Source organism: Arthrobacter sp. MYb227 (assembly GCF_002975435.1).
In the GTDB taxonomy this organism is placed as follows: Bacteria; Actinomycetota; Actinomycetes; order Actinomycetales; family Micrococcaceae; genus Paeniglutamicibacter.
Genome location: NZ_PCPT01000012.1, coordinates 62,024 through 87,211, shown reverse-complemented (window position 1 = coordinate 87,211; position 25,188 = coordinate 62,024). Strand labels below are relative to the sequence as shown.

At 56.0% G+C, this 25,188-nt stretch carries 19 protein-coding genes, 1 tRNA gene and 2 riboswitches; of the genes, 11 read left to right on the top strand and 9 right to left on the bottom strand.

What is annotated here, in order from left to right:
- Window positions 1-5: 5 nt before the first annotated feature.
- Window positions 6-581: a cupin domain-containing protein gene (locus CQ018_RS17165; RefSeq protein ID WP_105551236.1), complete on the bottom strand. Its 576-nt coding sequence runs from the start codon at window positions 579-581 to the stop codon at window positions 6-8.
- 160 nt (window positions 582-741) lie between these two features.
- Between CQ018_RS17165 and CQ018_RS17160 the strand changes: the two genes are divergently transcribed.
- The 4 genes from CQ018_RS17160 to CQ018_RS17145 all read left to right on the top strand — a co-directional run bounded on the left by CQ018_RS17160 (window position 742) and on the right by CQ018_RS17145 (window position 4,754).
- Window positions 742-2,304, top strand: coding sequence for a sodium:solute symporter (locus CQ018_RS17160; protein WP_105551235.1), 1,563 nt, complete (start codon window positions 742-744; stop codon window positions 2,302-2,304).
- Between the two features lie 127 nt (window positions 2,305-2,431).
- The gene (locus CQ018_RS17155; RefSeq protein WP_105551234.1) at window positions 2,432-3,010 is read left to right on the top strand and encodes a DinB family protein; all 579 of its coding nucleotides are present in this window, start codon (window positions 2,432-2,434) and stop codon (window positions 3,008-3,010) included.
- A gap of 12 nt (window positions 3,011-3,022) precedes the next feature.
- Window positions 3,023-3,133: riboswitch (SAM riboswitch) on the top strand.
- A gap of 20 nt (window positions 3,134-3,153) precedes the next feature.
- The gene (locus tag CQ018_RS17150) at window positions 3,154-3,426 is read left to right on the top strand and encodes a hypothetical protein (RefSeq protein ID WP_105551233.1); all 273 of its coding nucleotides are present in this window, start codon (window positions 3,154-3,156) and stop codon (window positions 3,424-3,426) included.
- Between the two features lie 224 nt (window positions 3,427-3,650).
- Window positions 3,651-4,754: a VIT1/CCC1 family protein gene (locus tag CQ018_RS17145; RefSeq protein WP_105551232.1), complete on the top strand. Its 1,104-nt coding sequence runs from the start codon at window positions 3,651-3,653 to the stop codon at window positions 4,752-4,754.
- A gap of 62 nt (window positions 4,755-4,816) precedes the next feature.
- Here the strand turns inward: CQ018_RS17145 and CQ018_RS17140 are convergent, their stop codons facing one another.
- Window positions 4,817-5,776, bottom strand: coding sequence for an ROK family protein (locus CQ018_RS17140; RefSeq protein ID WP_105551231.1), 960 nt, complete (start codon window positions 5,774-5,776; stop codon window positions 4,817-4,819).
- Entirely contained in the window at window positions 5,773-6,978 is a 1,206-nt protein-coding gene (locus tag CQ018_RS17135; protein WP_105551230.1) for an LOG family protein, read from the bottom strand. Before CQ018_RS17135 ends, CQ018_RS17140 begins: the two co-directional genes overlap by 4 nt.
- Before the next feature lie 111 nt (window positions 6,979-7,089).
- Here CQ018_RS17135 and CQ018_RS17130 point away from each other — a divergent pair, with 111 nt between their 5' ends.
- Window positions 7,090-10,425: a DEAD/DEAH box helicase gene (locus tag CQ018_RS17130; protein ID WP_105551229.1), complete on the top strand. Its 3,336-nt coding sequence runs from the start codon at window positions 7,090-7,092 to the stop codon at window positions 10,423-10,425.
- Window positions 10,426-10,511: 86 nt separating this feature from the next.
- Here the strand turns inward: CQ018_RS17130 and CQ018_RS17125 are convergent, their stop codons facing one another.
- On the bottom strand, window positions 10,512-11,567 hold the full coding sequence (locus tag CQ018_RS17125) for a zinc-dependent alcohol dehydrogenase family protein (protein WP_105551228.1): 1,056 nt from the start codon (window positions 11,565-11,567) through the stop codon (window positions 10,512-10,514).
- 361 nt (window positions 11,568-11,928) lie between these two features.
- Between CQ018_RS17125 and CQ018_RS17120 the strand changes: the two genes are divergently transcribed.
- From CQ018_RS17120 to CQ018_RS19935, 3 genes are all read left to right on the top strand, one after another.
- The gene (locus tag CQ018_RS17120) at window positions 11,929-13,311 is read left to right on the top strand and encodes an 8-oxoguanine deaminase (RefSeq protein WP_181149966.1); all 1,383 of its coding nucleotides are present in this window, start codon (window positions 11,929-11,931) and stop codon (window positions 13,309-13,311) included.
- 21 nt (window positions 13,312-13,332) lie between these two features.
- Window positions 13,333-14,811: a nucleobase:cation symporter-2 family protein gene (locus tag CQ018_RS17115; RefSeq protein ID WP_105551226.1), complete on the top strand. Its 1,479-nt coding sequence runs from the start codon at window positions 13,333-13,335 to the stop codon at window positions 14,809-14,811.
- A gap of 108 nt (window positions 14,812-14,919) precedes the next feature.
- Window positions 14,920-15,049, top strand: a riboswitch (SAM riboswitch).
- 21 nt (window positions 15,050-15,070) lie between these two features.
- On the top strand, window positions 15,071-15,352 hold the full coding sequence (locus CQ018_RS19935) for a hypothetical protein (RefSeq protein WP_146111944.1): 282 nt from the start codon (window positions 15,071-15,073) through the stop codon (window positions 15,350-15,352).
- A gap of 90 nt (window positions 15,353-15,442) precedes the next feature.
- Here CQ018_RS19935 and sucD read toward each other — a convergent pair whose 3' ends face one another.
- The 3 genes from sucD to pcrA all read right to left on the bottom strand — a co-directional run bounded on the left by sucD (window position 15,443) and on the right by pcrA (window position 20,173).
- Window positions 15,443-16,345 carry a succinate--CoA ligase subunit alpha gene (sucD, locus tag CQ018_RS17110; RefSeq protein ID WP_105551225.1) on the bottom strand — a complete coding sequence of 301 codons (903 nt, stop codon included), beginning with the start codon at window positions 16,343-16,345 and terminating at the stop codon, window positions 15,443-15,445.
- Between the two features lie 14 nt (window positions 16,346-16,359).
- Window positions 16,360-17,532 (bottom strand): ADP-forming succinate--CoA ligase subunit beta, encoded by a 1,173-nt coding sequence (sucC, locus tag CQ018_RS17105; RefSeq protein ID WP_105551224.1) that lies wholly within the window; start codon window positions 17,530-17,532, stop codon window positions 16,360-16,362.
- Between the two features lie 217 nt (window positions 17,533-17,749).
- Window positions 17,750-20,173 (bottom strand): DNA helicase PcrA, encoded by a 2,424-nt coding sequence (gene pcrA, locus CQ018_RS17100; protein ID WP_105551223.1) that lies wholly within the window; start codon window positions 20,171-20,173, stop codon window positions 17,750-17,752.
- Between the two features lie 73 nt (window positions 20,174-20,246).
- Here pcrA and CQ018_RS17095 point away from each other — a divergent pair, with 73 nt between their 5' ends.
- The 3 genes from CQ018_RS17095 (at window position 20,247) to CQ018_RS17085 (ending at window position 23,066) form a co-directional block, all read left to right on the top strand.
- Entirely contained in the window at window positions 20,247-20,888 is a 642-nt protein-coding gene (locus tag CQ018_RS17095; RefSeq protein ID WP_258142681.1) for a hypothetical protein, read from the top strand.
- A 106-nt stretch (window positions 20,889-20,994) separates the two neighbouring features.
- A tRNA-Arg gene (locus CQ018_RS17090) sits at window positions 20,995-21,071 on the top strand.
- A gap of 501 nt (window positions 21,072-21,572) precedes the next feature.
- On the top strand, window positions 21,573-23,066 hold the full coding sequence (locus tag CQ018_RS17085; RefSeq protein WP_105551222.1) for a cation:dicarboxylate symporter family transporter: 1,494 nt from the start codon (window positions 21,573-21,575) through the stop codon (window positions 23,064-23,066).
- 93 nt (window positions 23,067-23,159) lie between these two features.
- Here CQ018_RS17085 and CQ018_RS17080 read toward each other — a convergent pair whose 3' ends face one another.
- Window positions 23,160-23,573 (bottom strand): hypothetical protein, encoded by a 414-nt coding sequence (locus CQ018_RS17080; protein ID WP_105551221.1) that lies wholly within the window; start codon window positions 23,571-23,573, stop codon window positions 23,160-23,162.
- Window positions 23,574-24,055: 482 nt separating this feature from the next.
- Window positions 24,056-24,730 carry a hypothetical protein gene (locus CQ018_RS17075; RefSeq protein ID WP_258142680.1) on the bottom strand — a complete coding sequence of 225 codons (675 nt, stop codon included), beginning with the start codon at window positions 24,728-24,730 and terminating at the stop codon, window positions 24,056-24,058.
- Between the last annotated feature and the right edge of the window lie 458 nt (window positions 24,731-25,188).

Here is a 25,188-nt window from a genome sequence, read left to right as displayed (position 1 = left end):
TGGGCCTAGCGCGAGGCAGCCGGGACCAGAGTCCAGGTAACCACTGCGGGCTCGTCGGTGGGATTGATCCAACTATGCGGTTCCCGGCCCGGGAATGTCACGGTATCCCCCGCGTCCAATTCGAAGCTTTCATTGGCAAAAATGAGTACGAATTTTCCGGAAATGACGTGTAAGACTTCAACTTCACAGTCAACCGAATAAAGTTCTTTCTCGCCCTCGCCATGTGGTTCGATGACAGCGCGAATGACCTGTAAACGACGTTCGGAGCGTGCCGTCACCAATTGTTCGACGATTCCCTCGCCGCCCAAGGAGATGCGTGGGGCTTCCGTCAGTCGCACCACATGAGTGTCCGGTTGGCTAAAAAGTTCCCCCACTTCTAGGGAGAGGACCTGGCACAGCGTGACAAGGGATGCGACGGACGGGCTTGTCAGATCGCGTTCCACGCGGGAGAGAAAACCCTTGGTTAGTCCGCTGAGTTCGGCCACCTGATCAATGGTCAGCCGTTGGGCTTGACGAACACTGCGAATACGCGAACCAATGGCTAAGGCAGCATTGCTGGGTTCAACGGGCAATGCTTTCATGGGCACTGTACTCCAAAGATCAAGAACAATTCGGATTTTCCTAGCCTAGTGCAATTGACGTGTTACTCCCCTCACATTAGTCTGTGAGACAACAAATGTTTACTAGCAGGCATCTATTACTTTCTTCCTGCGTCCGTTCCTCCCCAAAGGTCGACCCCTCATGGAATACATCAACGGCAGCATCGTTGCCCTTTATTTGGCAGCAATGCTCATCTTCGGCTGGTGGGGGAAATCCCGCACCAAGAACAGCAGCGACTACCTCGTTGCGGGACGACGCCTTGGCCCCTTCCTCTACACAGGAACCATGGCAGCCGTCGTGCTTGGCGGTGCGGCAACAGTGGGGGGTGTGGGGCTTGGCTACAAGTGGGGAATTTCCGGCATGTGGCTGGTGGTTGCCATCGGTATTGGGGTCATCCTCCTTTCCCTCGTTTTTGCGCCAACACTACAGAAGCTCAAGGTCTTCACTGTCTCTCAGATGTTGACCTTGCGGTACGGAAGCAAGTCTGCAACCAACACCTCGGGCATTGTCATGCTTGCCTACACCCTGATGTTGTGCGCAACCTCAACCAGCGCCTACGCAACGATTTTTGTTGTGCTCTTTGGTTGGGAACGCTGGGTGGCAATCGCTGTGGGCGGTGTCATTGTTGTCATCTACTCAACCATCGGCGGCATGTGGTCAATCACCCTTGCAGACCAAGTTCAGTTTGTCATCAAAACCATCGGTATTTTTGCCTTGATGCTGCCATTCGCGCTGAACGCCGCGGGCGGCATGGATGGAATCCGTGATCGCCTCGGTGAACAGTTCTTCACCTGGAACGGCATTGGCACCCAGACCATCATCACCTACTTTGTGGTTTACACATTGGGCCTGTTGATTGGTCAGGATATCTGGCAGCGTGTCTTCACCGCCAAGACCCCGACCGTTGCCCGCTGGGGCGGTACCGCAGCAGGCATTTACAGCGTGCTTTACGGCGTCGCTGGCGCCATCATTGGCATGGCTGCCAAGGTAGCTTTGCCGGATATTATCGGGGCGGATTCCAATAAGGACGTCGTTTACGCCGAGGTAGCCACACAGCTCCTGCCAGTCGCCGTGGGTGGGTTGGTCCTCGCCGCCGCCGTTGCCGCAATGATGTCCACCGCGTCCGGCGCCCTGATTGCTGCGGCAACCGTTGCACGCACTGACGTCACCCCGTTTGTTGCTAGCTGGTTTGGCAAGGACATCAAGGTCAACAGCAACGAAAATCCGGAACACGATGTGCGGGCAAACCGGATCTGGGTTCTACTCTTGGGACTTGTCACCATCTCGCTAGCCATCATGGTTTCCGATGTCGTTGCGGCACTGACCATTGCCTACGACATCTTAGTTGGCGGCCTGCTTGTAGCAATCCTGGGTGGGCTGCTCTGGAAGCGCGGTAATGGTGTGGGTGCAGCCGCCTCCATGGCCGCCGGAACACTAGTCACCTTGGGCACCATGATCACCCTAGAAATTCGGGCCGAAAACCGTTTTGACGGTGTGTATGCAAATGAGCCAATCTACTTTGGCCTTGTTGCTTCACTGCTTGTTTACGTGGTGGTTTCACTGCTCACCCGACCAACAGACCGAAACGTTATTGCGCATTGGAACGACCGCGTTGCAGGACGCATCGATGTTGAGGGCGCAACCTTTGAAGACGTTGAAGCAGTCTCTTCAACAACACGGTCCCACAAAGCCAAGAATAACTAATAGGTAGCTTGTGGGGGGCAGGGGCGGGGGTCTTTCACACACCACGTGGTGTGTGAAAGACCCCCGCCCCTGCTTTAATCACGAATTTCCTAGCGCAGCTTGCTCAAACGCTCCTAAGCTGAAGCCCATGGACGAATTGAAGAACCAGCTGCACAGTTATCTCACCGCATCACGTGAGGCGGTGCTGTGGAAGGCAGAAGCACTCAGCGATTACCACCTGTCCCGTCCCTTGGTACCCAGCGGAAGTAATATCTTGGGCATCATTCAGCATCTGGCCTGTGTTGAATTCGGTTACTTCGTTGAATGCTTCGGACAGCAGGCCAACGAGCCGCTGCTGACCCAGATCGATGGCAGCGATGACATGGATGCGGATATGTGGGTACCAACGCATATTCCCACCGACGAAATCCTCCAGTTCTACCGCAGAGCCATCAGCCGCGCCAATGAAAACATTCTGGCGCTGGACTTAGACGCCCCGGCAACAGTTTCTTGGTGGGCGGAGGAAAAACGCAACACCACGCTGGGCAGATTGCTGATTCACATGAATGTTGAGACCGCACGCCATGCCGGGCAGATGGATATTATCCGCGAGCTCGTCGATGGGAGCATTGGAGATCGTAAAATTTCACCTAATCTTCCACCCCATGATTCACAAGGCTGGGTAACGTTGCTGCAAAAAATCCAAAAAGCCGCAGATTCGCGGTAACGTAGAACACAGCTTCACGAGATGCGGCGCCAAGCTCCGACTGGCCGCGCACCAACCCCAGGTTCATGGGTGGTTCGGATGAAGAAGCGGTCTTACGTCAATTGGCGTGGACAAGAGCTAGTGAAAGGCCACGTGCCCACGCCATGGATTCTTCCTACCCGGTCCTTCCCCTCCTTGACTTCAACCGTGCAGTCATTGAATTATGTCTAAATAAAACGTGGCGCAGTTTCCACGTCGCCGATCCTCGAGCGGTCAAGCGGGCCCTCGAAAACTCGGTGGGACGCCCATGCTGGAACGAAACAAATAAGTCGCTGCTGGTGCGCACCCCAGAACACGGAAATTCCACCGGATGTACACATTCTTTTAGCCTCATCGAATTCTCCGAAGCACGTCAAGACGCTAAAGTGGTGCGCTGAAGGGGAGTAGTTCCAACCCTCACCAAATATTTGGTGGGAGCGGTGCGTCGACATACTGGCCACAACGTTGTGGCCCGGCAATCCACCTTGCAGACATAGCGTTGTAAGGCGAACGAGACCTTCGGCCCACCCACGGTGGCCCGAGGTTCAACGCACCCAAAATTATTGCTTGATCCTCCCCATCGCGTGGCCTCACGGCCACGAACATCAACAGAGGACGAGATATGACGCTCCAAGCGCCACACCCCACTCCCGCCCAAATCAAACGCTGGCGTAAATATTTGGCCGATGAAATCGCTGAAGGTGCCGTCTACCGCGAGCTAGCAAATAAGCGTACCGGCGAAGAACGCCTGATTCTTTTGGGTCTTGCTGATGCAGAAACCCGTCACGAAGAACACTGGCGCATGCTCTTAGGCGAACACGCTGCCAAGGCTGCACGACCCTCACTGCGCCGCGTCATGCTCCGCTTCCTGGCCCGCCACTTTGGTTCGGTGTTCGTGTTGGCGCTGGCTCAGCGTGCCGAGGGAGACTCCCCCTATGCTGCAGATACCGATGCAACCCGCCAAATGGCAGCCGATGAATTGGTCCATGAAGAAGTGGTGCGCGGTCTGGCAACCCGCGGACGCAACCGACTCTCCGGCAACTTCCGTGCGGCTGTCTTTGGTGCCAACGATGGGCTCGTCTCAAACCTCGCTTTGGTGATGGGCATTGGCGCCACCGGCGTGGCAAGCTCCATGGTGCTCTTCTCCGGCATCGCGGGTCTGCTAGCAGGCGCATTATCGATGGCTGCCGGTGAATTTGTTTCGGTCCGCTCCCAGCTAGAGCTGCTTTCTGCTTCCAAGCCCACCCAGGTCACCCTGGCAGCCGCACCGGACTTGGATCTGGATGCCAACGAACTGGTGCTGGTCTATAAGGCCCGCGGCATGAACGATGAGGATGCGGCACACCGCGCCGCCGAGCGCATGGGAATCTATTCCTGCGACTGCAACCCTTCGTTGTCGTTGTGGCCAGAACGCGAGGAATCCGAACAGGAACGCGAACATGAGGAGATTGGCTCGGCCATGGGCGCGGCTTCTTCCTCATTCTGCTTCTTTGCTTCGGGCGCAGTGATCCCCATCTTGCCGTTCATCTTTGGCATGAGCGGCACCCCGGCCATCATGCTGGCCGCGGCACTTGTAGGTATTGCCCTGCTGCTCACCGGTGGCGTGGTGGGTCTACTTTCCGGTGCCTCGCCGACAAAACGCGGTCTGCGTCAGCTGGCCATTGGTTTGGGCGCGGCGGGAATCACCTACGCGTTGGGGCTGCTTTTCGGAGGAAGCGTAGCCTAGCAAAACTGCTAGCTAGCGGGTCCGATACATTTCTATGTATCGGACCCGCTAGTTAAAAGGAACTAATGGTCCATAAAAGTCCGGCGAGCAAGTTCGGCAGCCCCAATCAGCCCTGCATCCGGACCCAGCTCGGTACCCAACACCCGAGCAAACGGACGGTACCCCCGGCCGCTGAGCGATGCTCTAAACGTTTGTTCGGCTGTCTGCAGTAGTAGCGGTGAGGACGCTCCCAGTCCCCCACCAATCACCATGATTCCAGGGTCTAAGACCGCCGCAAGATTCGCTAACCCCAAGCCCAACCATTGGCCGGCCTCAATGACCAGCTCGCTGCATGCAGCGTCCCCCGCGGTAGCCAACGCACACACCATTTCACCACTCAGCGCATGTGGGTCATTACCGCAGGCCTCACGCAATTGATGACCCACAGCTCCATGCACCGCAAGTAAAGCCCTACCCTCACGTTCCAATGCCCTGCCCGAGGCGTACTGCTCCCAACAGCCCCGGTTGCCGCAGGCACAACGGTGTCCGCCGGGCACCATAACCTGGTGACCAAATTCTCCGGCCATCCCAAAACGCCCGCGCTGCAACTTGCCCTCGAGTACCAAGGAACCACCAATCCCGGTACCCAGATTCACGCACACCATATTTTCTTCACCGCGCGCGGCACCAAAGCAATATTCTGCCCACCCTGCAGCATCAGCATCATTACTCAGCAGTACCCTGCGTCCCAGCGTAAGTTCAAGATTGGCGCGCAACGGCTCTTCGCGCCAGGACAAATGTGGCGAGAACGCGACGGTGCTGCCGGAAAGATCCATCCATCCCGCGGCACCGACACCAACCACCGTGTTTTTTCCCACGGCTCCCAACTGGGCAATGAGTGTGGACACGGTTTCAAGAACCGCGGCCGGGTCAAACCCGGGAGTGGGCAGCTGTCCACGCACCAACACCTGCCCCTTGGAATCGACGAGCCCAGCAGCTATCTTGCTTCCACCGATGTCGATACCAATCGCATAGTCACTCATGCTAGGCCCCGCACACCGGATACTCGTCCGTCGTTGAGGTCAACCAGAATGCTCACCGCCTCGGCAGGATCATCAACGAGATATACGTACTTTTCCATACTCCTGCCACGGGCAAGTTTCTGAAGTAATGGGTAGGCGGGAAGCGTCTCGGTCCAGTGTTCGACTCCCACAAGAACCATGGGGCTAATGCTCCCCTGAGAACCATAGTAATTTTCGCAAGCATCCTGGAAGATTTCTTGTACCGTGCCCGCAGCACCGGGCAAGAAAACGATTCCTCCCGAGGACTTTTCCAACAACACAGCTTCACGTGTTGCATTGGCAAAGTATTTGGCAATGTGGGTGGCAAACATATTTGGTGGCTCATGCCCATAGAACCAGGTTGGGATGCCTAGATTGGGGCTTCCTTGCGGCCAATTGGCCCTGACTTTGGCCGCGGCTCGGGCCCATCCGGTGATAGAAATATCAACGGTTGGTGCCTCGGCAAGAATTTCTAGGGCCTGATCTAATGTTGCCAAGGGCAACGAGGAAAGATAAGCACCGAGGTTTGCAGCCTCCATGGCGCCAGGTCCACCACCGGTGGCTACGGTAAAGCCGGAACCGGCAAGCTCATGGCCAAGCCGTGCAGCGGTTCTAAACCCTTCGCTGCCCCGTTGTTGGGCGTGCCCGCCCATCACCCCAACAATTGGTGCGTGGGACAGATCCCCGGTACTAATCTGTGAATCCAAACGAACCCCAATTGCATGATCATGCAGCGTACTAGCGAGGGCGGCGTTCAGGGCATCATGAGCACCTGCACCATACCTATGCGAAGTCCAGGCGTAAATTCTGGCATCGGGAACCGATTCATAGGAGTTCTGCATGATTCCGGCATAAAGTTCATCCCACGCATAAAGCTCTCCGCGATACGGGTCAAAGGGCAGACCAGGAATTTCGGGGAAGACCAGTGCCCCGCCGCCGCGCATCCTCCGCTCGGTTTTACCTTCAATATCACAACCAAGAAATACCGAGCCCGCCGGGCGCAACTTTTCCAGCACCGCGCTTCTACCGCGCAGGTCAACCGACTGTACGTGCCAGCCATGCATTGATGCGGCAAGCCGTCCCTGCTCCACGGCAAGCACCATTGCGACGCACCTATCAAACTGTTCCAGAGAAGATATTTCAAGAACTCTGGGTAGTGGGCTCAGCGATGGGGTGGTGGTCATGAAACTAACCTAGGCCATTGGTGAGTGCGATTAGGACTAGCAACCCGAATTTTATGCGGTGAGCTGCGCCCCGGTTCGCCGTGGAGCCCCTGCCCATGAAACGATAGGAGGATGACCGATTCTGCTTTCCCCATGATCGATGCGCGAGAAATCCTGCGTGTTGTTGGTGGTTCTGCTTTTACCCGTGGCAAGGATATTGCCACAGATGATTCATTGAGCGAAGTCACGTGGGACCCCGACTCAATGTTGCTCTCTGGCAAATCTAGCGATGCTGAGGCACCCACGTATTCGGTTCATGTCACTCTGGCACACAAAAAAGATGCCTTGGTCATTGATGAGGGAAGCTGCCCTTGTGGGGATGCGCCGAAGTGTAAGCACGTTGCTGCGCTGTTGATTTATTCAAATACCCTGCATTTGCGTGCCAAGGATGTTGTTTTTCATAACACCGCTGCAGTAGTTCCGGCATGGCAGCAGTCTTTACAGACTCTGTTGGCTCCGGCCGCAACCAAGTCGCGCAGGACCTTGGGCACCGTCAGTGCCAAAAATCCATTGGCTCATATGGGTCTGCAATTTGATTTGCAGGACACCACACTCAGCGCTCATCAGCAGTGGGCACCAGGTTCCGGTGTGGGACAGCAAAAGGCAGCCGATCGACGCTGGCGCCTGGGTGTGCGGCCCATGGTACGTACCGGTGCCGAGCGTTGGGTACGCGGAAATTTGCGCTGGAACACCATTAGCTTCAAGACCTTTGGTTTGAATCTTGATGCCGAGCAGCACCGTTGGTTCTGCCAATTCGTTCCCCTGTACAGGGCGAATGGAGAACTGTACTTTGGCGAGGACAACGACTGGTTGTATCTTGATAGCTTCTCTTCTGCTTTGTTGTGGCCGTTGCTACTCGAAGCCAAGAAACTTGGTATTGCCCTGATTGGTATGCGTAGCACCACCCGTGTCACGTTGTTGGATCCGGCCGAAGTTTCAATGGCCGCACTCAACGCGAATGATGCCATCGAGCTGACCCCAAGTCTGCTCATTGGGGATGTTCGAATCCTATTGGATGCCGAATCTGCGGCGGGTTCCATCGGGGATCATGGCGTGTATGCGGCTAATGAGGAACACACCCAAATATTCTTGGGCCGGGTTCCCGGTGGGCTTTCGTCTACCGAACTTCGGATGTTGCATGAACCCGAGCCGGTCATGGTTCCAAAGAAAGAATCCGAGGAATTTTTCGCGCGGGTTTATCCACGACTTGCCCGAAAGATGCGGGTGACAAGCCCCGACACTAGTGTTGAGCTTCCTGCTGTGCTGCCTCCCACGCTCATCTCAAGAATCCGTTATGGATCCAGAGATAACGTCGAGTTAGATTGGGTCTTTGATTACAACGGCTTAGTTGTTGAGGCCGAAGACCGCGACTCGGTGGTAGAAAACGCCTTGGAATCCACGGTTCTGGAGATCCTCAATGATTTTGAGGCGCTGGAGTCCTCCGTACTGAGTCCCAAGCACCTGCAGGGCCTTGATGTTATTGATTTTGTGCGCCGAGTGCTGCCGCAGCTTGAGGAGATTGAAGGGCTGGTCCTTGAAGAAAAGGGGGTCCGCCCGATCTTCCATGAACTCACCGAGGCTCCCGAACTGATTATCACTACCGTGGAATCGGATCGACGCGACTGGTTCGATTTGGGTTTGCTGATCTCCATTGGGGAACGACAGATTCCTTTCGCCGATGTTTTGCGGGCCTTGGCCCGCGGGCAAACCAAGTTGTTGATGCCAGATAAGACCTATTTCTCCTTGGATAACCCGCTCTTTGAGAAGTTGCGTGCGTTGGTTGCCGAGGCCGGTACCCTCCGGGATATGAAGGATCAGGAAGCTGATCTTTCAATCACCCAATATCAGCTTTCCATGTGGGAAGAACTCGATGCGTTGGCAACCCATATTGAAGGGCCCGACGCATGGGCCAGCTCGTTGGGTTCACTAGTTAAGTTGCAGGATGCAGATCCGGCAATTTTGCCATCCGCACTCGAGGCAACGCTACGCCCCTACCAGATTGAGGGCTTCGGCTGGCTCAGCACCCTGTGGAGCAATGGCCTAGGCGGCGTGCTCGCAGATGATATGGGTCTGGGTAAGACCCTACAGACCCTGGCGATGATTTTGCATGCGCACCAGGTGTGGGCGCATCCCGAAGCACATCCAACGCTTCCAGCAGATGCCAAGGTGCGGGCTCCCTTCTTGGTGGTGGCTCCAACATCCGTGGTTTCTAACTGGAAGGATGAGGCCAAACGATTCGCGCCGAGCCTCAAGGTGGCGGCAATCACCGATACCGAGACTCGTGCTATGGCTTCCCTGGCTCAGCTGGCCAAGGATTACGACATCGTTGTCACCTCATATACGCTTCTGCGTCTTGATGCTGACTCGTACGCGGAGATTTCTTGGGCCGGGCTGATTCTTGATGAGGCCCAGTTTGTAAAAAACAAGGCGACCAAGGCGCACCATGTGGCAAGGGATATGCCCGCACGCTTCAAGCTTGCGATCACCGGTACCCCTATGGAAAACAATTTGATGGAACTATGGTCGATCTTCGCCATCGTTTCCCCAGGGTTGTTCCCTTCCGCCGTGCGTTTTGCCGAGAATTATCAACGTCCCATTGAACGTCAGGGCCTCGATGAGCCGCTCTCCCGTTTGCGTCGACGTATCCGTCCCTTCATGTTGCGCCGTACCAAGGATGCGGTGGTTACCGATCTGCCGCCGAAGCAGGAACAGGTGCTGCAGATTGAACTGTCACCTGAGCACCGCAGGATTTATGAGACGCATCTGAACCGTGAACGTCAGAAGGTGTTGCGCCTCGTCGATGACATGGACAAAAACCGCTTCACGATCTTCCAATCACTAACCCTGTTGCGTATGCTTTCGCTTGATGCCTCGCTGGTCGATGAGGAGTACGCGAACGTCCCGAGCGCCAAGCTCGATGTGCTCTTTGAACAGCTTGAGGATGTCATTGCCGAGGGTCACCGCGCGCTGATCTTCTCGCAGTTCACTTCCTTCCTGAAGAAGGCGGCCGAGCGTTTAGATGCGGCTGGAGTTCCGTACGCCTATCTTGATGGGTCCACACGTAAGCGTGCCGAGGTCATTGACTCGTTCAAGTCGGGTCAGGCACCGGTGTTCTTAATTTCGCTGAAGGCTGGCGGGTTTGGATTGAACCTCACCGAGGCGGATTATTGCTTCCTGCTTGACCCTTGGTGGAACCCTGCCGCCGAATCGCAGGCGGTTGACCGTGCCCACCGTATTGGTCAGACCCGTAACGTGATGGTCTATCGGATGGTCGCTAAGAACACCATCGAAGAGAAGGTTGTTGCCCTGCAAGATTCGAAGCGTCAGTTGATTTCTTCGGTCATGGATGAAGGTGCCGGGTTCGGTAAGGTGCTCAGCGCAGACGACATTCGCGAGCTACTGCGCTAGATCCTAGGATCTAGTCCGCGTTACAAAGGGGTGTAGTTGTTTGAGAGGAAATATCTCAAACAACTACACCCCTTTGTGCTATCTGGCTAGGGAACTAACATGACTTTAATGGCTTTGCGTTCATCCATCGCCTTGTAGGCCTCTGCGGCCTGCTCCAACGGCATCACTGCATCAAACACCAAGCCGGGGTTGATGGTGCCGTCCAAGACGTCCTCAAGCAGTTCTGGCAGGTAGGCACGCGTGCTCGCTGCTCCGCCCGCTACCGAAATGTTCTTGGAGAACAAAAGCCCCAGCGACAAGCCCTCCTTCCCGTGTGGGACACCCACAAATCCCAAGGAGCCACCGGGACGAACACACGCTAAGGCTTGTTCCATTGATTCTGCGGTACCCACGCATTCAAGTACCGAATCGGCAAGCACTCCTCCAAGTAGTTCACGCACTTTCTGGGCGGCTTCGGCTCCGCGTTCGGCGACAATGTCTGTGGCGCCAAATTCTTTGGCCAACTCAGCGCGATCCGCATGCCGAGACATAGCAATGATGCGTGTGGCACCCAAGCGTTTGGCTGCCAGCACCCCGCTAAGTCCAACGGCTCCATCACCAACGACCACCACGCTGCGTCCCGGCTCTACCCGGGCACTAACCGCAGCATGATACCCGGTTCCACAGACGTCAGAGAGCGCAAGCAGGGACTTGGATAGTTCTTCATCGGGGTCACTGATACCGGGTACCACCACGAGTGTCCCATCTGCGTTGGGAACGCGCACGAACTCGCCCTGAGCACCGTCAACAGGCAAACCGTTCTCATCTTTGCCTCCCCACGGGGCACGATGTTCACACGCTACCTGTACCCCGTGACGGCAGGGTGGGCACTGCCCACAGCTGTTGGCCCAGGGAGCCACAACAAAATCGCCGCTCTTCAAACTGGCGACTGCCGAACCAATCTGAGTAACAACACCGATGAACTCGTGTCCCATACGTCGGGGCTCGTTGACTTGGTTGACGCCACGATAGGGCCACAAATCCGAGCCGCACACACAGGCAGCACTAACCTTCACAATGACATCCGTGTCAGCTAAAAGCGACGGGTCCGGGGCGTCCTGCACGCGGATGTCCTTAGTTCCGTAAATGAATGTGGCGCGCATAATTCCTCCGCAATATCGGCTTAAATATTCTCCTCCAGACTACGCTCAAGTGATGACTGAACACCCAGTGCCTACGTTGCTAGCCAGCTTCACAACAAGCCAAGTAAACGCCGTCTTCAGCACAATTCACAGGTGCGGTTCAGCGCACTAGATTGGGCTTCTGTTTCTTCCTGATCGACGACGCTGTCCATCGGTAAAGACGAGAAAACCCAACAGAAGATTTCACGATGCAATAATCATTTTTCAAAACCCCACTTGCGAGACTTCCGTCACATTGCTAGTCTCCTAATCACGCCCTAGGCGTCCTGGATCAGCAGACAGGCATAACTGAGCTGGCATTTATCTCTCCTCAACGGAAGGAATGTCAGTCATGAAACCCACGACTGCACTTTGGATCAAAAACCCCCAAGGAATCCTCAGCGATTCGGACGCCGGCAACGGCATGGTCATCAGCGGCGGTGAAATCATCGAGCTCGTCCCAACGGGAACCGAGCCAACCACCGCCTATACCGAGTCCTTCGACGCCTCAAACCACGTGGTAACCCCGGGGCTCATCAACACCCACCATCACTTCTACCAAACTCTCACCCGTGCCTGGGGCCCGGCGGCCAATGCTCCTCTCTTCCCCTGGCTGCAAAACCTCTACAAGGTTTGGGCACGGCTCACACCCGAGGCCTTGGACTCTGCGGTGCGTGTGGCCTTGGCCGAGCTGCTGCTCTCCGGCTGCACCACCGCAGCCGACCACCATTACCTGTTCCCCGAGGGCATGGATGATTCGATCGACATCGAAGTCGCTGCGGTGCGTGACTTCGGGATGCGCGCCATGCTGACCCGTGGCTCCATGACCCTTGGAGAAAAGGACGGCGGGCTGCCCCCACAATCCACGGTCCAGGACCTAGACACCGTATTGGCCGATAGCCAACGACTCATCGAGCGTTACCACGAGCGTGGAGCCGGGGCCCAGATTCAAATAGCTCTGGCGCCCTGCTCACCTTTCTCCGTCACCAGCCAGGCCATGAGCGAAAGTGCCGCACTTGCCGCGGCACACGATGTCAGGCTGCACACCCACCTAGCCGAGACCCTCGACGAGGAAGCCTTCTGCCTTTCCACCTTCGGACTCCGCCCGCTCGACTATCTAGAAAGCGTCGGATGGCTCGGCCCGCAGACGTGGCTTGGCCATGGCATCCATTTCAACGATGCGGAGATCAAACAACTCGGCGCGGCCGGCACGGCCGTCGCACACTGTGCCACCTCAAACATGCGACTTTCCTCGGGGATCGCCCGCGTCTTGGAACTTGAGGCAGCCGGGGTTCCGGTGGGGCTGGGCGTCGACGGGTCCGCATCAAATGATGGATCAAATATGATTCTCGAGGCTCGGCAGGCCCTCTACCTGCAACGGCTGCGCTACGGTGCCGATGTACCAGTGGAACGTGCGCTGGGCTGGGCCACTCGAGGTTCGGCCCGTGTGCTGGGCCGTGAAGATATCGGTGTGATCGCGGTGGGCATGCAGGCGGACCTAGCCTTTTTCAAGACAGATGAACTGCGTTTCTCCGGCAGCCACGATCCGTTGGCCTCGCTATTGCTGTGCGGGGCCGACAAGGCCGACCGGGTTATGGTCGCTGGCCATTGGCGCGTGATTGATGGAGCTATCCCGGGGCTCGATCTACCGGAACTCATCCATCGTCACCGAGCTCATGCTCGTACCCTGGTCGATGTTTCGGCGCCCATCCCCTCGTTCAGCTAGTCAGACTTTGGAGGTTTCACCATGTCAACCATGCGTAATTCAGCTTCGACTCGAGAAAAAACACGATCCACACGACCCGAGGATGAACGACTCCCCCTGCTGCAGAACCTCGGGTACGGGCTGCAACATGTACTGACAATGTACGGCGGCATTATCGCTCCGCCGCTGATCATCGGCACCGCGGCGGGCCTCTCCGAAGCGGAAATCGGCGTCTTGATTGCTTCGTGCTTGTTCATTGGCGGGCTTGCCACCATCTTGCAAACCGTTGGAATTCCCTTCTTCGGCTCCCAGCTTCCATTAGTCCAAGGCGTCTCCTTCGCCGGGGTAGCAACCATGATCTCGATCTTGGAGGGCGGCGGAAATATTCGAACAATCTTCGGCGCCGTGATTGCGGCTTCGGTGATAGGCCTGCTGATCACCCCGATCTTCTCGCGTATCATCAGGTTCTTCCCTCCCGTGGTTGCCGGTACCGTCATTACAACCATCGGTTTAACGCTGATGCCGGTGGCAGCCGGGTGGACGATGGGTGGAAATGCTAAGGCTGCCGACCATGGCTCGGTCGCCAACCTCGGTTTGGCCGCGCTCACGCTGCTCTTCGTTCTGGTCTTCTCAAAAATCCCGGTGGCCGCAATCTCCCGGCTATCGATCTTGCTGGCCATGGTCGCCGGAACCGTTGTCGCCGCACTGACCGGCATGGCCGATTTCAGTTCCGTATTCTCCGGTCAGATCTTCGCCGTCCCTACGCCATTCGCGTTTGGTATGCCCGAATTCCAGTTCGCAGCTATCGCCTCGATGGTGATCGTCATCCTGGTCACCTTGACCGAAACGTCCGCCGATATCATTGCGGTCGGTGAAATCGTGGAGACTAAAACCGATGCCAAACGCATTGGTGACGGCCTGCGGGCGGACATGATTTCCAGCGCTATCTCACCAATATTCAATTCATTCACGCAAAGTGCCTTCGCACAAAACGTTGGACTCGTAGCCATCACCGGCGTCAAGAGTCGATTCGTTGTCACCGCAGGTGGCGGGATCCTGATCGTCCTAGGACTCTTGCCAATTCTGGGTCGCTTCGTCGCTGCCATCCCCACTCCGGTGTTGGGCGGTGCCGGAATTGTGCTTTTTGGAACTGTAGCTGCGTCGGGGATCCGCACTCTTTCTACGGTTAAATACGAAGGCAATATGAACCTTGTCATCGTCGCCACCGCCATCGGTTTCGGCATGTTTCCGATCGTCGCACCCAATATCTACGATCAGTTCCCCAGCTGGTTCATCACGATCTTTCACTCCGGGATCAGCTCGTCGGCAATCATGGCCATCTTGCTAAACCTATTGTTCAATCACCTGAAACTCGGCAAGAACAAGCCAGTTTCAGTGATGGCCGAGGCCAGCTCCCGCAGGGTCTCTTCCCTCTTGTTGGAGTCCTTGCACGATGGCGACCATATGGCGGACGGAAAGCTGTTCGATGGTAAGGATCGGGAGGTTCAGTGCGATAAATAGCAGGTGCCGACAATGGCCGGAAGCACCGCCGGGTTCATGACATCGTGTGTCGAACACCCCGGCGGTGCCTTGCCTCAACGAACACAGTTCATCTAGGCTTGCAGATAGCTTCACGAATTCTGACTGCCGCAAGGCAAGGCTCCGACCAGTCAGGTACCAACCCCATAGTTGCACGGTGGGTGGTTCGGATGACGAAGCGGCCTATTGGACGATTCTGTTCGGTGGGCAAGGACAACGCTTCAAAGGACGTGTGCACATTATGTACAGCCCCACCATCAATACAATTTCCGCCAATCCGCTTCCACGCTTTACCGGTGACTGGATCACCGCATGGATCAATCTGGATCCGACCTCCGGCTTGCTGCATATCGGAGCCGGACCCGAAGAATGGTTGCTAGAAGCCATTGCCCCGGACAAGCTTGAGGCTGCCTTGAGATCTTCGGGAGCCAGCGAAGCCGAGTTCAATCCCGAGCTTTTGGTGCTCATGATCCCCGGAGCGCACGAGCAAGCAGGTAGCTCGTTCTTCCGGCTGCGTGGTTAGCCCACACCACCGTTTTAACGACCGATGGCGGCCGTCCCTTGCTACCTAAGTAACAAATAACGGCCGCCATCGGCGGTGCGCTCTAAAGATTTAGAGAGCTGCGAAAACTTCGCGAAGCAGTGCTGCGGTTTCGGACGGGGTCTTGCCGACCTTGACGCCTGCGGCTTCGAGTGCTTCCTGCTTGGCCTGTGCGGTACCCGAGGAACCGGAGACGATGGCGCCAGCGTGGCCCATGGTCTTGCCCTCGGGAGCGGTGAAGCCAGCCACGTAGCCAACAACCGGCTTGGTGACGTGTGCCTTGATGTACTCGGCTGCACGCTCTTCGGCGTCGCCGCCGATTTCACCGATCATGACGATGGCCTTGGTTTCCGGATCCGCTTCGAATGCCTCGAGGGCGTCGATGTGGGTGGTACCGATGACCGGGTCGCCGCCGATGCCGATGGCGGTGGAGAAGCCCAGATCGCGCAGTTCGTACATCATCTGGTAGGTCAGGGTGCCGGACTTGGAGACCAAGCCAATCGGGCCCTTCTGGGTGATGTTGGCTGGGGTAATACCAACCAATGCTTCACCCGGGGTGATGATGCCTGGGCAGTTCGGGCCGATCACGCGGGTGATCTGCTTGCCGTTTGCATCAACCTTGGACTGGGCAAGTGCCCAGAACTCGGCCGAATCCTGTACCGGCATGCCTTCGGTGATGACTACAACGAGGCCGATTTCGGCTTCGATGGCTTCAACAACTGCATCCTTGGTGAACTTCGGTGGTACGAAGACGATTGAAACGTCTGCACCGGTCTCGGCCATGGCTTCCGCCACGGTGCCGTAAACCTTGATTTCCGTCTCACCGTGGGTCACGGTGGTGCCGGCCTTGCGGGCGTTAACGCCGCCAACAATGTTGGTGCCAGCCTTGAGCATCAGGGCGGTGTGCTTGGTGCCTTCGCCGCCGGTGATGCCCTGAACGATGACCTTTGAGTCCTTGTTAAGGTAAATGCTCATTTTCGCGTATCCCTCTACTTCGCTGAGTTGGCGAGCTCGGCAGCCTTGTCGGCGCCTTCGTCCATGGTTGCTGCCAGGGTGACCAGCGGGTGGTTGGCTGCTGCAAGAATGCGGCGACCTTCCTCCACGTTGTTGCCGTCAAGGCGAACAACGAGCGGCTTGTTTGCAGCGTCGCCCAGGGTGTTCAGTGCGCCAACGATGCCGTTTGCCACTGCGTCACACGCGGTGATGCCACCGAAGACGTTGACGAACACGGACTTGACCTGCGGGTCGTTCAGGATGACGTCAAGGCCGGAAGCCATGACCTCGGCCGAAGCGCCGCCGCCAATGTCAAGGAAGTTAGCCGGCTTCACGTTGCCGTGGTTTTCGCCAGCGTAAGCAACAACGTCAAGGGTCGACATAACCAGGCCGGCACCGTTGCCGATGACGCCAACTTCGCCGTCAAGCTTCACGTAGTTCAGGCCAGCAGCAGCTGCCTTGGCTTCGAGCGGGTCGGTATTTTCCTTGTCGTCGAGCTCTTCGTGGTGCGGGTGGCGGATCTCGGAGGCGCTGTCGTCAAGGGTGACCTTGCCGTCAAGTGCAACGATGTCGCCGCCGCCGGTGAGAACCAGCGGGTTGACCTCTACCAGGGTTGCGTCTTCCTTCTTGAAGACGTCCCAGAGCTTGAGGATTGCCGAAGCTACCTGAGCGGTCAGTTCCGGTGCGAAACCGGCAGCTGCAACGATTTCGTCGGCCTTGGCCTGATCGATGCCAACGGCCGGGTCAACGGCGATACGGGCTAGAGCCTCGGGACGCTCAACAGCGAGTTCCTCGATCTCCATGCCACCTTCTACCGAGCACATGGCCAGGTAGTTGCGGTTTGCGCGATCTAGCAGTACCGAGAAGTAGAACTCCTCGGCGATGTCTGCACCCTGAGCGATCATGACCTTGTTCACGGTGTGGCCCTTGATGTCCATACCGAGAATGTTGGTTGCGTACTCAAATGCCTCATCGGCGGTCTTTGCGACCTTAACGCCACCGGCCTTGCCGCGGCCACCGACCTTTACCTGGGCTTTAACAACCACGACGCCACCGATTTTCTCGGCGGCAGCCTTGGCTTCTTCAGGAGTGTAGGCAACGATGCCGGCCAGCACGGGTACACCGTGCGACTCGAACATATCGCGCGCCTGGTATTCATACAGGTCCACGGGCTTGTGTCCTTCTTGTCGAAGTCTATGCTGACTCGAAGACGCGTCAAGGCAAAACCATAATCGCGCCTCAGAGGGGAGCACCAGGACCCGAAAACAGGCCTAGTGCCCCTTCAGACTAACGCGTTCCCACGCAATGACACAGTTCTACAATCGGTAGAGCGCATAAGTGTGCCCTAGCCGACACCCGCGCCGTCTCATTTGAACTATGATGCGACTAATCGAGCCTAGTCAGCGGCGCGTATCGCAGTAATAGGCGTTTTTCGGAGTCATTGAACTTCACCTTGGCCACCGTCTTGTCACCGACACCTTCAAGCGCCAGCACAACACCCTGACCAAAGCTGCCATGCGAGACCTTATCCCCCACGCTCAGGGCAATAATTTCCTTGTTTGGTTGTACCCGCGCGCTCCCCTTGGCAGCGCGTGCCGTGGGAGCAGTACGCAGCGTGTGCTCTTCGGCTGCACCGCTGAGCCGAGTGTTACTTCGCTCCGACCTACTTGAGGAAGCAGCACCCCAATACGATCCGGATTCGTAACGGCTCGTTGCAAAGTTTTTACTGCCACCGAACGAGTCGAAGGAAGGACGTTTGGTTCCTTCACGCTTCCAGTCGAGTAATCCTGCAGGGATTTCTTCAAGGAATTGGCTTGCCGGGTTGTACTGGGATTGCCCCCACAGGCTGCGGTATTCGGCACGCGTGAGATAGAGCCGTTCGCGGGCACGGGTGAGCCCAACATAGGCGAGTCGGCGTTCTTCGGCGAGTTCTTTCTCATCGGTAAGTGAGCGTTGGTGCGGGAAGATTCCATGCTCCATGCCGGTGAGGAATACCACCGGGAATTCAAGGCCTTTAGCCGTATGCAGGGTCATCAATGTGACAAAACCTTCACGGGCAGCCATGTTTGCTCCCTCATCATCCACTGGTGCCTCGGGAATCTGATCCGCGTCGGCAACGAGGGCAACCCGCTCGAGGAAGTCGGTGAGCGTGCCTTCGGGGTTTTCCTTCATGAAGTCGCGCACCACCGCCACCAGCTCGGCAAGGTTTTCCACGCGCGATTCATCCTGCGGGTCATTGGAGCCACGCAGCATTTCCAGGTATCCAGTTTGTTCCAGTACCGCTTCGAGGGCTTCGGCAGGACCGGAGCCTTCGGCGACAACTGCTAGGTCATCGATGATCTTGACGAAAGCTCCGACCATGTTTTGTCCGCGGGTACCCAAGCCCGGCGCCTCATCTGCCCGGCGCAATCCTTCCATGAAGGAGATGCGTTCACGTTCTGCGAATGCGGCAACCGAGAATTCGGCCCGGTCTCCAATGCCACGCTTGGGCTCGTTGAGGATCCTGCGCACGTTGATGTCATCTTCCGGATTCATCAAGACTCGCAGGTAGGCAAGTGCGTCTTTAACTTCTTTACGGTCGTAGAAGCGAGTGCCGCCAATGACCTTATATTTTAGATCGACCCGCATGAGTTGTTCTTCAAGGGATCGGGATTGGGCATTGGTGCGATAGAAGATCGCAACATCTCCTGGTCGAATATCTTCTTCATCGTTCAGTCGCAAGATCTCATCGGCGATCCAGCGGGCCTCATCGGATTCGGATTCACCGACGTATCCAATGATTTTTTCGCCATCACCTTCCGCGGTCCAGAGACGTTTTTCCGGGCGGTTCGGGTTGCGCTTGATGACTTCATTGGCTGCGGAAAGAATGGTTTGAGTGGAACGGTAGTTCTGTTCAAGTTTAATGGTTTCTGCATCCGGGTAATCCTTGGAAAATTCCACGATATTGCGGATATCTGCCCCACGGAATGCATAAATCGATTGGTCGGAGTCGCCAACTACCGTCAGTTCCCCGCCGGGGGTCGGACCATCGGGTCCGGTAAGTTCGCGTACCAACGCATATTGGGCGTGGTTTGTATCTTGGTATTCATCGACCATGACATGGCGGAAACGTCTGCGATAGTTATCCGCGAGTGCCGGGAACGCCCGGAAGATGTTCACCACGTGAGCGATCAGATCATCAAAGTCCAGTGCATTGGCTGCTCTGAGCCGTTCGGTGTATCCGCGGTAGACCTGGGCGACGGCACGGGCGAACGGGTCGTTCTCCGAGATTGTTGCCGAGTAAGATTCTTCATCAATGAGTTCGTTTTTGAGTGCCGAAATTTTGTGGGCAATAGATTTTGGGGTGAATTTCTTAGGGTCAAGCTCTAATCCCTTGGCAATCAATGTGATCAGGCGCAACGAATCGGCCGAGTCATAGATTGAGAAGCTGGATTTAAGTCCGGCCGCGGATGCTTCGCGACGCAAGATACGCACACACGACGAGTGGAATGTTGAAATCCACATCTTTTTGGCCGTTTCATCCCCTACGAGCGCCGCAATGCGCTCACGCATTTCTGCGGCAGCCTTATTGGTAAAGGTAATAGCCAGGATCTCGTGAGGCCTTGCCCGCCCGGTGGCCAGTAGATAAGCGATTCGGTGGGAGAGCACGCGCGTTTTGCCCGAACCGGCCCCCGCAACAATCAGCAGTGGGCTTCCAGCATGCTTAACCGCCTGCTCTTGTTGCGGATTGAGGCCACGTAAGAGTTCGGCAGCATCGGGCAGGAGCTGAGGTTGAGCGGGGGCGACGAAGTCATCGAAAAGAAAATCCATGATGAGCCCTAGTCTACGTCGCCGATCCGACGCCTTGGCCGGGAGCCGAACGAGAACAGGCATAATTAGAAGCATGGCCAAGTCACGCAAGACCAAGAAGTCCAAACAGTACAACCGTCCGGCTCCTGTGGCACCGGTAGTGAATGATTCCACCGAACGCACCCCCGAAAAAGCACAGAGTAATGGAAACATCATTCTTGTCGCGGGCATTGGCGCTGCAATCATGCTCTTCTGGTATTACCACCTGCTGACGCTTAATCAGATGACGGATCTGTCCAACGGCCTGATGATGCCTGATCAGATGATTGGCGGTTACGGGGTTGAACACATCGAGGCCTTGCGTGCTGGGATGGATGAGAACGCGGTCGGACAGCTCAATTACCTACACAAGACCGCAGGATTACTATTCCCACTCTTCTTGTCGCTGATCACCATGCTTGCAGTAAATCTAAACACCGCCCGCGGTGCTATCCGTTGGGCACTATGGTCGGTTCCGATGATCTTTGCGGTCACCGACCTTTGGGAAAACCGCGCAATCGATGCGCTATTCACCGGGGTACTGGATCCCGCAGCAGTGCAGTTGGCTTCGACGCTGACCACCGTGCGCTGGATCTTCCTCTTTGCAACGCTTGCGATTCTAATCGGTGTGCTAATTGCTACGTTTGTGAAAACATTTAGGCAGAAATGGGATGATTCGAAACAGGGACTACTCTAGGACTCGGCCCTCATAAATTCCGTTGCGCCTTGAGGCACGTGGAGACACGTTTCAAACTCTTCGTCGAAAACCGTTAGGATTGATACGGTTCGTTTCGACGAAGCACGCCTCTGTAGCTCAGCTGGATAGAGTAACCCTCTCCTAAAGGGTAGGTCGCAGGTTCAAATCCTGTCAGGGGCACCAACAAAATGACTCGCTTATGCGGGTCATTTTTCTTTTCCGGGCGCCTCACCCAACCGGAGCCTTCCCCTCGTGCCGCCGTTGGGGTCAGCGTTCCGTGCTCCGCCGACAGCGAAAAATTGTGTGGAGTGTACATTTCATGTCCAACAAATGAGATTAGAGATCCCTCATTCGTCAAGGATTGTGCACCTGTCATTGACTGCTTTCACCCAATGGTTGAGCTTCGGGTTGCAGCTTTTCGATATCCACAAAGACTTTAGCGTTGCCCCACCGCGGTTGCTGCCGCTTCAAGGATTCTACCGATCCCCTGCTGACGACAATTATCAGTCCTCTGTTTGGAGGCACTCAACGCAGGAATGAAAACAATACATATTGCGGTACTTTTTCCACACACTTTCCGCGTAGCGAAATTCAATTATCCCCTTGTGGATTTCTGTGATTCAAATTACATTATTCTGAAGCAGTCAACCCAAGAGCGCATTTTCATGATGAGGGGAACTTTCGATGAAACGCAGCAGTAATTCCAGAAAGCCAATATCGGCTTCGGCACCCAAAAAGCAGCCAATTTATAAATCTCTTTTTTTCCAACTTGGGATAGCAGTTGTCGCCGGCGTACTTATTGGCCACTTCTGGCCGACGCTCGGCACGGCACTTCGCCCGTTGGGCGACGGCTTCATCATGTTGATCAAAATGATCATTGCACCGCTGATCTTCATGGTTATCGTTACGGGCATTGCCGCAGTTGGCGATGTCAAGGCGGTAGGTCGTGTGGGCGTCAAGGCACTGGTTTACTTCACCGGAGCCACGGTCTTTGCCTTGGTTTTCGGACTGATTGTCGGCAACATCGTCCAACCCGGAGCCGGGCTAAACATTGACCCCTCAACACTTGACGGTGGAGCAATCGCGGAAAAGACAGGTGAAGCGAAGGATGCCGCAAGCTTCATCCTCGGAATCATTCCGGTCAGCATCATCGGTGCCTTCGCAGATAACATCCTGCTACAGGTCCTCTTCTTCTCGGTCTTCTTTGGCGCAGCAATCGTTGTTGTTGGTCAAGAACGCTGCGCCCCATTACTGAGCCTTTTCGAGATCATCCTTGAGCTGATCTTCAAGATCATGAGCTGGGTTATGAAGGTTGCTCCACTTGGCGCACTCGGCGCCATGGGCTTCATTATTGGTCAATACGGAATTAGCACGCTGGGAACCTACGCAAAACTCATCGCGGCTTGCTATGTAGCCGCAGTGCTCTTCATTGGCGTGCTCTTCCTCGTCGCGTGGTTCACGGCACGGGTCCCGCTGTGGCAGTTCATCCGTTACACCCGCGAAGAGTTCCTCCTAGCCATCGGTACCGCATCAACCGAATCGGTCATGCCACGCATCATGACCAAACTGACAAATGCTGGCTGCTCTCGTGCAACAACCGGACTCGTGGTCCCTACCGGCTACTCATTCAACCTCGACGGCGCGGCAATCTACCTTTCCATCTCGCTGCTCTTCCTGGCCCAGGCCTTCGGCCACGATCTAACCTTCGGCCAGCAGCTCGGCGCACTCGGCGTCCTGCTGCTGACGTCAAAGGGCATGGCCGGTGTACCGGGCTCATCCTTCCTGGCCCTCTCAGCTACCGCGGCCGCCCTAGGAATCTTCCCGGTGGCAGGTGTCGCACTGCTCCTGGGCGCCGACCGCATCATGGATTCCATGCGCGTGGCAGTGAACCTGCTGGGCAACTGTGTAGCAACGTTCGTCGTGGCTAAATGGGAAGGACAGTTCGATCGCGAATTGATGCTCCGTGCCTTCGCTGGAGAAATCACCAACGAAGACAGCGCGCTGATGCTCGGCCAAGAAGAAGAATTCCTACGTGACGAGGCAGCCCGCATGGCAGATGGCGAAGCCCCAGCTCCCAAGTTCGGTGGCGGCCCGGCCCGTGATTCGTTGCCAACGATTGGTATGAATCATGCTGAGCGTCTCATGAGCCTAGACGCTCAGGGACACCGTTCCGAGTAGTTACGACGCTTAAACTCAAACGCCGGCAGATCTGAAACCACTGAAGTCGATTCAGATCTGCCGGCGTTTTGTTTGCGCCAATCACAACAATCTTCAGCTGAGTCGGTCCGTCGGCTCGGGGTTCTTCTCGGTTGCCGAAATCATCAGCAACGCAAGTAATCCAATGCTTGAAAGTAGCCACAGGGGGAATCCGCCGATGTCTCCTGAAGCATTAGCTTTACTCCCAAAAGAGAGCAGAAGACCGGCCGTGATAGCCGACGCACATCCCAGTAGCCCAACGCCGAACAAGAATTCTTTGCTTCGACCATTCCGACCGATTTTCAGAATAAGAAAAGTGAGAGTTGCTGCAAGGGCAGAAACTATTGCTATAACGTGCCCCCAGACGTAGAAAGATTCGGCACGGGGAATTAGTAACACCCCGATGAAGGCCAACGCCGCAAATGCTGATGGGAGGGCCTTCAAGACCGTAAACCTATCGCCCGTTGGGGCTCCTGCGACGCTGCTCATCTCTACTCCTGTGGCTAGGGTTGATGAAAGTATATGCGGCTCTCGTGGTGCGCTACGTTGTTGCAGCTTCACATGGGTGAAATCTAACTAAGAATGAGAATCGGGCTGTCTCGGTAACGGCAGCTGCACTGGCGTCTTTCCCGTTGCGGGCCATTGCGTTCCTGATCGGTGACGAGCACATCATGGTTTTCATCCGCGTAGCAGTGGTTCTACCGGTCAACTGAGTTGCAACATGCGTTGTACATGGAAGGGCCAGACAGCTGCTCGCTTGCCAACCATTGGCCTGAAACACCCGAACATCTCATGCAAATCGATGGCGGGGGACACAACTCCGAGTAATTCAGCAAGCAAATCAAAAGTGCTCGCGGCAACGATTCATTCTTCGACGTGGATTCGCAGCCTTCAACATTTTCCGTCAAGCAGAACGAAATTCGAGAACTCTCTCACTGAGCAACTTGATGCCCGCTCAATGATGGTTTTGGCTACTCTTCTGGACCGAATCTTGTTTCAACGCTGCTATCGTCTTCCCCAACGACCAATACGGTGAGCTTATCGACGCCCTCGGTGCTATGGGCCTTGCCATTGATCTTGAGGCTCATATTTGAGGACACAAAATCGATGCCACTCATTGTTGGGGTGTCATAGGTATTGTTTTGCCATATTCCCGGCACCAGCTTCACTACGAGTTCGCCGCGCGCCGGTGCACTCACGGATTCGACATAGGCGTGTGGATCCGTCGGGATACACGAGCGATAATCCGAGAGCTTTTTGATCCTCTTTCCACACAAGGATTCATAAGTGTCATTCATCGCGTCGAGCCATTGAACATATTTCTCGTTGGCCCAAGCGTCCAAGTCAGATGGATCTGCACCGGTTCGTGCCCGAGAATATGAACCCGTCCTACTCCCGTTAGCAGTCTGCACGGTGACTTTTTCAAGCTCTGGGGAATCCTCACCAATGCTTTCAAACATGATCAGCCCCATGGTGCGCAGCTCATCGGTTGCTGTTTCGTAGCGTTGCGCCGAACCATCCTGATTGAATTTATAGGAGTTTGCGATGGTTATGCGAAGATGTCCTGCTTCGGTGGACTCCCATGAGTCGATCAAATTGTAGGGATACAAGAACCCCTTCACCGATTTGATTCCAGAGTTAGCCACCCAAGCTTCTATTTTGGAATCCGCCCAGGGCTGGCCAATAGCTGATGGGCCCGGCTTAGCTAGGGTTTCTTGAGTCTCGGAAGTATCCCCGACCGTGGAACGGGCGCTGGAACTCGGTGAAGCTGGGGAAGCCGTTTCGCTGGTGAGATCGCTTTGGTGCGCGGGGGCCGAGGAACAACCAGACAGGAGAGCTGCTATAAGAGCGGCACTGAGAACCAGACGAAGTTTCAATGGTTTCCTTACACGGGACTTTGTCAAACACACCAGTAAATGTGCAGGGCTGAAGCCGGACTAAGGAAGCTCACAATTAACAAAAGGTGCCGCTGACCGGTGGTGTGGGATAACTCCCATTACATCCCACGTCACCGGTCAACGGCGTTAGAAGTGGCTCCCCAGCCGCCGACCTGCCGTTCCCCCACACATCAAAATTGCGGATAGTCGAGACCTTCACGCAAACA

Bases quoted from the DNA above. Each gene is read 5' to 3' on its own strand.
- CQ018_RS17165 (WP_105551236.1), bottom strand. From the start codon at position 581: ATGAAAGCATTGCCCGTTGAACCCAGCAATGCTGCCTTAGCCATTGGT.
- CQ018_RS17160 (WP_105551235.1), top strand. From the start codon at position 742: ATGGAATACATCAACGGCAGCATCGTTGCCCTTTATTTGGCAGCAATG.
- CQ018_RS17155 (WP_105551234.1), top strand. From the start codon at position 2,432: ATGGACGAATTGAAGAACCAGCTGCACAGTTATCTCACCGCATCACGT.
- CQ018_RS17150 (WP_105551233.1), top strand. From the start codon at position 3,154: ATGGATTCTTCCTACCCGGTCCTTCCCCTCCTTGACTTCAACCGTGCA.
- CQ018_RS17145 (WP_105551232.1), top strand. From the start codon at position 3,651: ATGACGCTCCAAGCGCCACACCCCACTCCCGCCCAAATCAAACGCTGG.
- CQ018_RS17140 (WP_105551231.1), bottom strand. From the start codon at position 5,776: ATGAGTGACTATGCGATTGGTATCGACATCGGTGGAAGCAAGATAGCT.
- CQ018_RS17135 (WP_105551230.1), bottom strand. From the start codon at position 6,978: ATGACCACCACCCCATCGCTGAGCCCACTACCCAGAGTTCTTGAAATA.
- CQ018_RS17130 (WP_105551229.1), top strand. From the start codon at position 7,090: ATGACCGATTCTGCTTTCCCCATGATCGATGCGCGAGAAATCCTGCGT.
- CQ018_RS17125 (WP_105551228.1), bottom strand. From the start codon at position 11,567: ATGCGCGCCACATTCATTTACGGAACTAAGGACATCCGCGTGCAGGAC.
- CQ018_RS17120 (WP_181149966.1), top strand. From the start codon at position 11,929: ATGTCAGTCATGAAACCCACGACTGCACTTTGGATCAAAAACCCCCAA.
- CQ018_RS17115 (WP_105551226.1), top strand. From the start codon at position 13,333: ATGTCAACCATGCGTAATTCAGCTTCGACTCGAGAAAAAACACGATCC.
- CQ018_RS19935 (WP_146111944.1), top strand. From the start codon at position 15,071: ATGTACAGCCCCACCATCAATACAATTTCCGCCAATCCGCTTCCACGC.
- sucD (WP_105551225.1), bottom strand. From the start codon at position 16,345: ATGAGCATTTACCTTAACAAGGACTCAAAGGTCATCGTTCAGGGCATC.
- pcrA (WP_105551223.1), bottom strand. From the start codon at position 20,173: ATGGATTTTCTTTTCGATGACTTCGTCGCCCCCGCTCAACCTCAGCTC.
- CQ018_RS17095 (WP_258142681.1), top strand. From the start codon at position 20,247: ATGGCCAAGTCACGCAAGACCAAGAAGTCCAAACAGTACAACCGTCCG.
- CQ018_RS17085 (WP_105551222.1), top strand. From the start codon at position 21,573: ATGAAACGCAGCAGTAATTCCAGAAAGCCAATATCGGCTTCGGCACCC.
- CQ018_RS17080 (WP_105551221.1), bottom strand. From the start codon at position 23,573: ATGAGCAGCGTCGCAGGAGCCCCAACGGGCGATAGGTTTACGGTCTTG.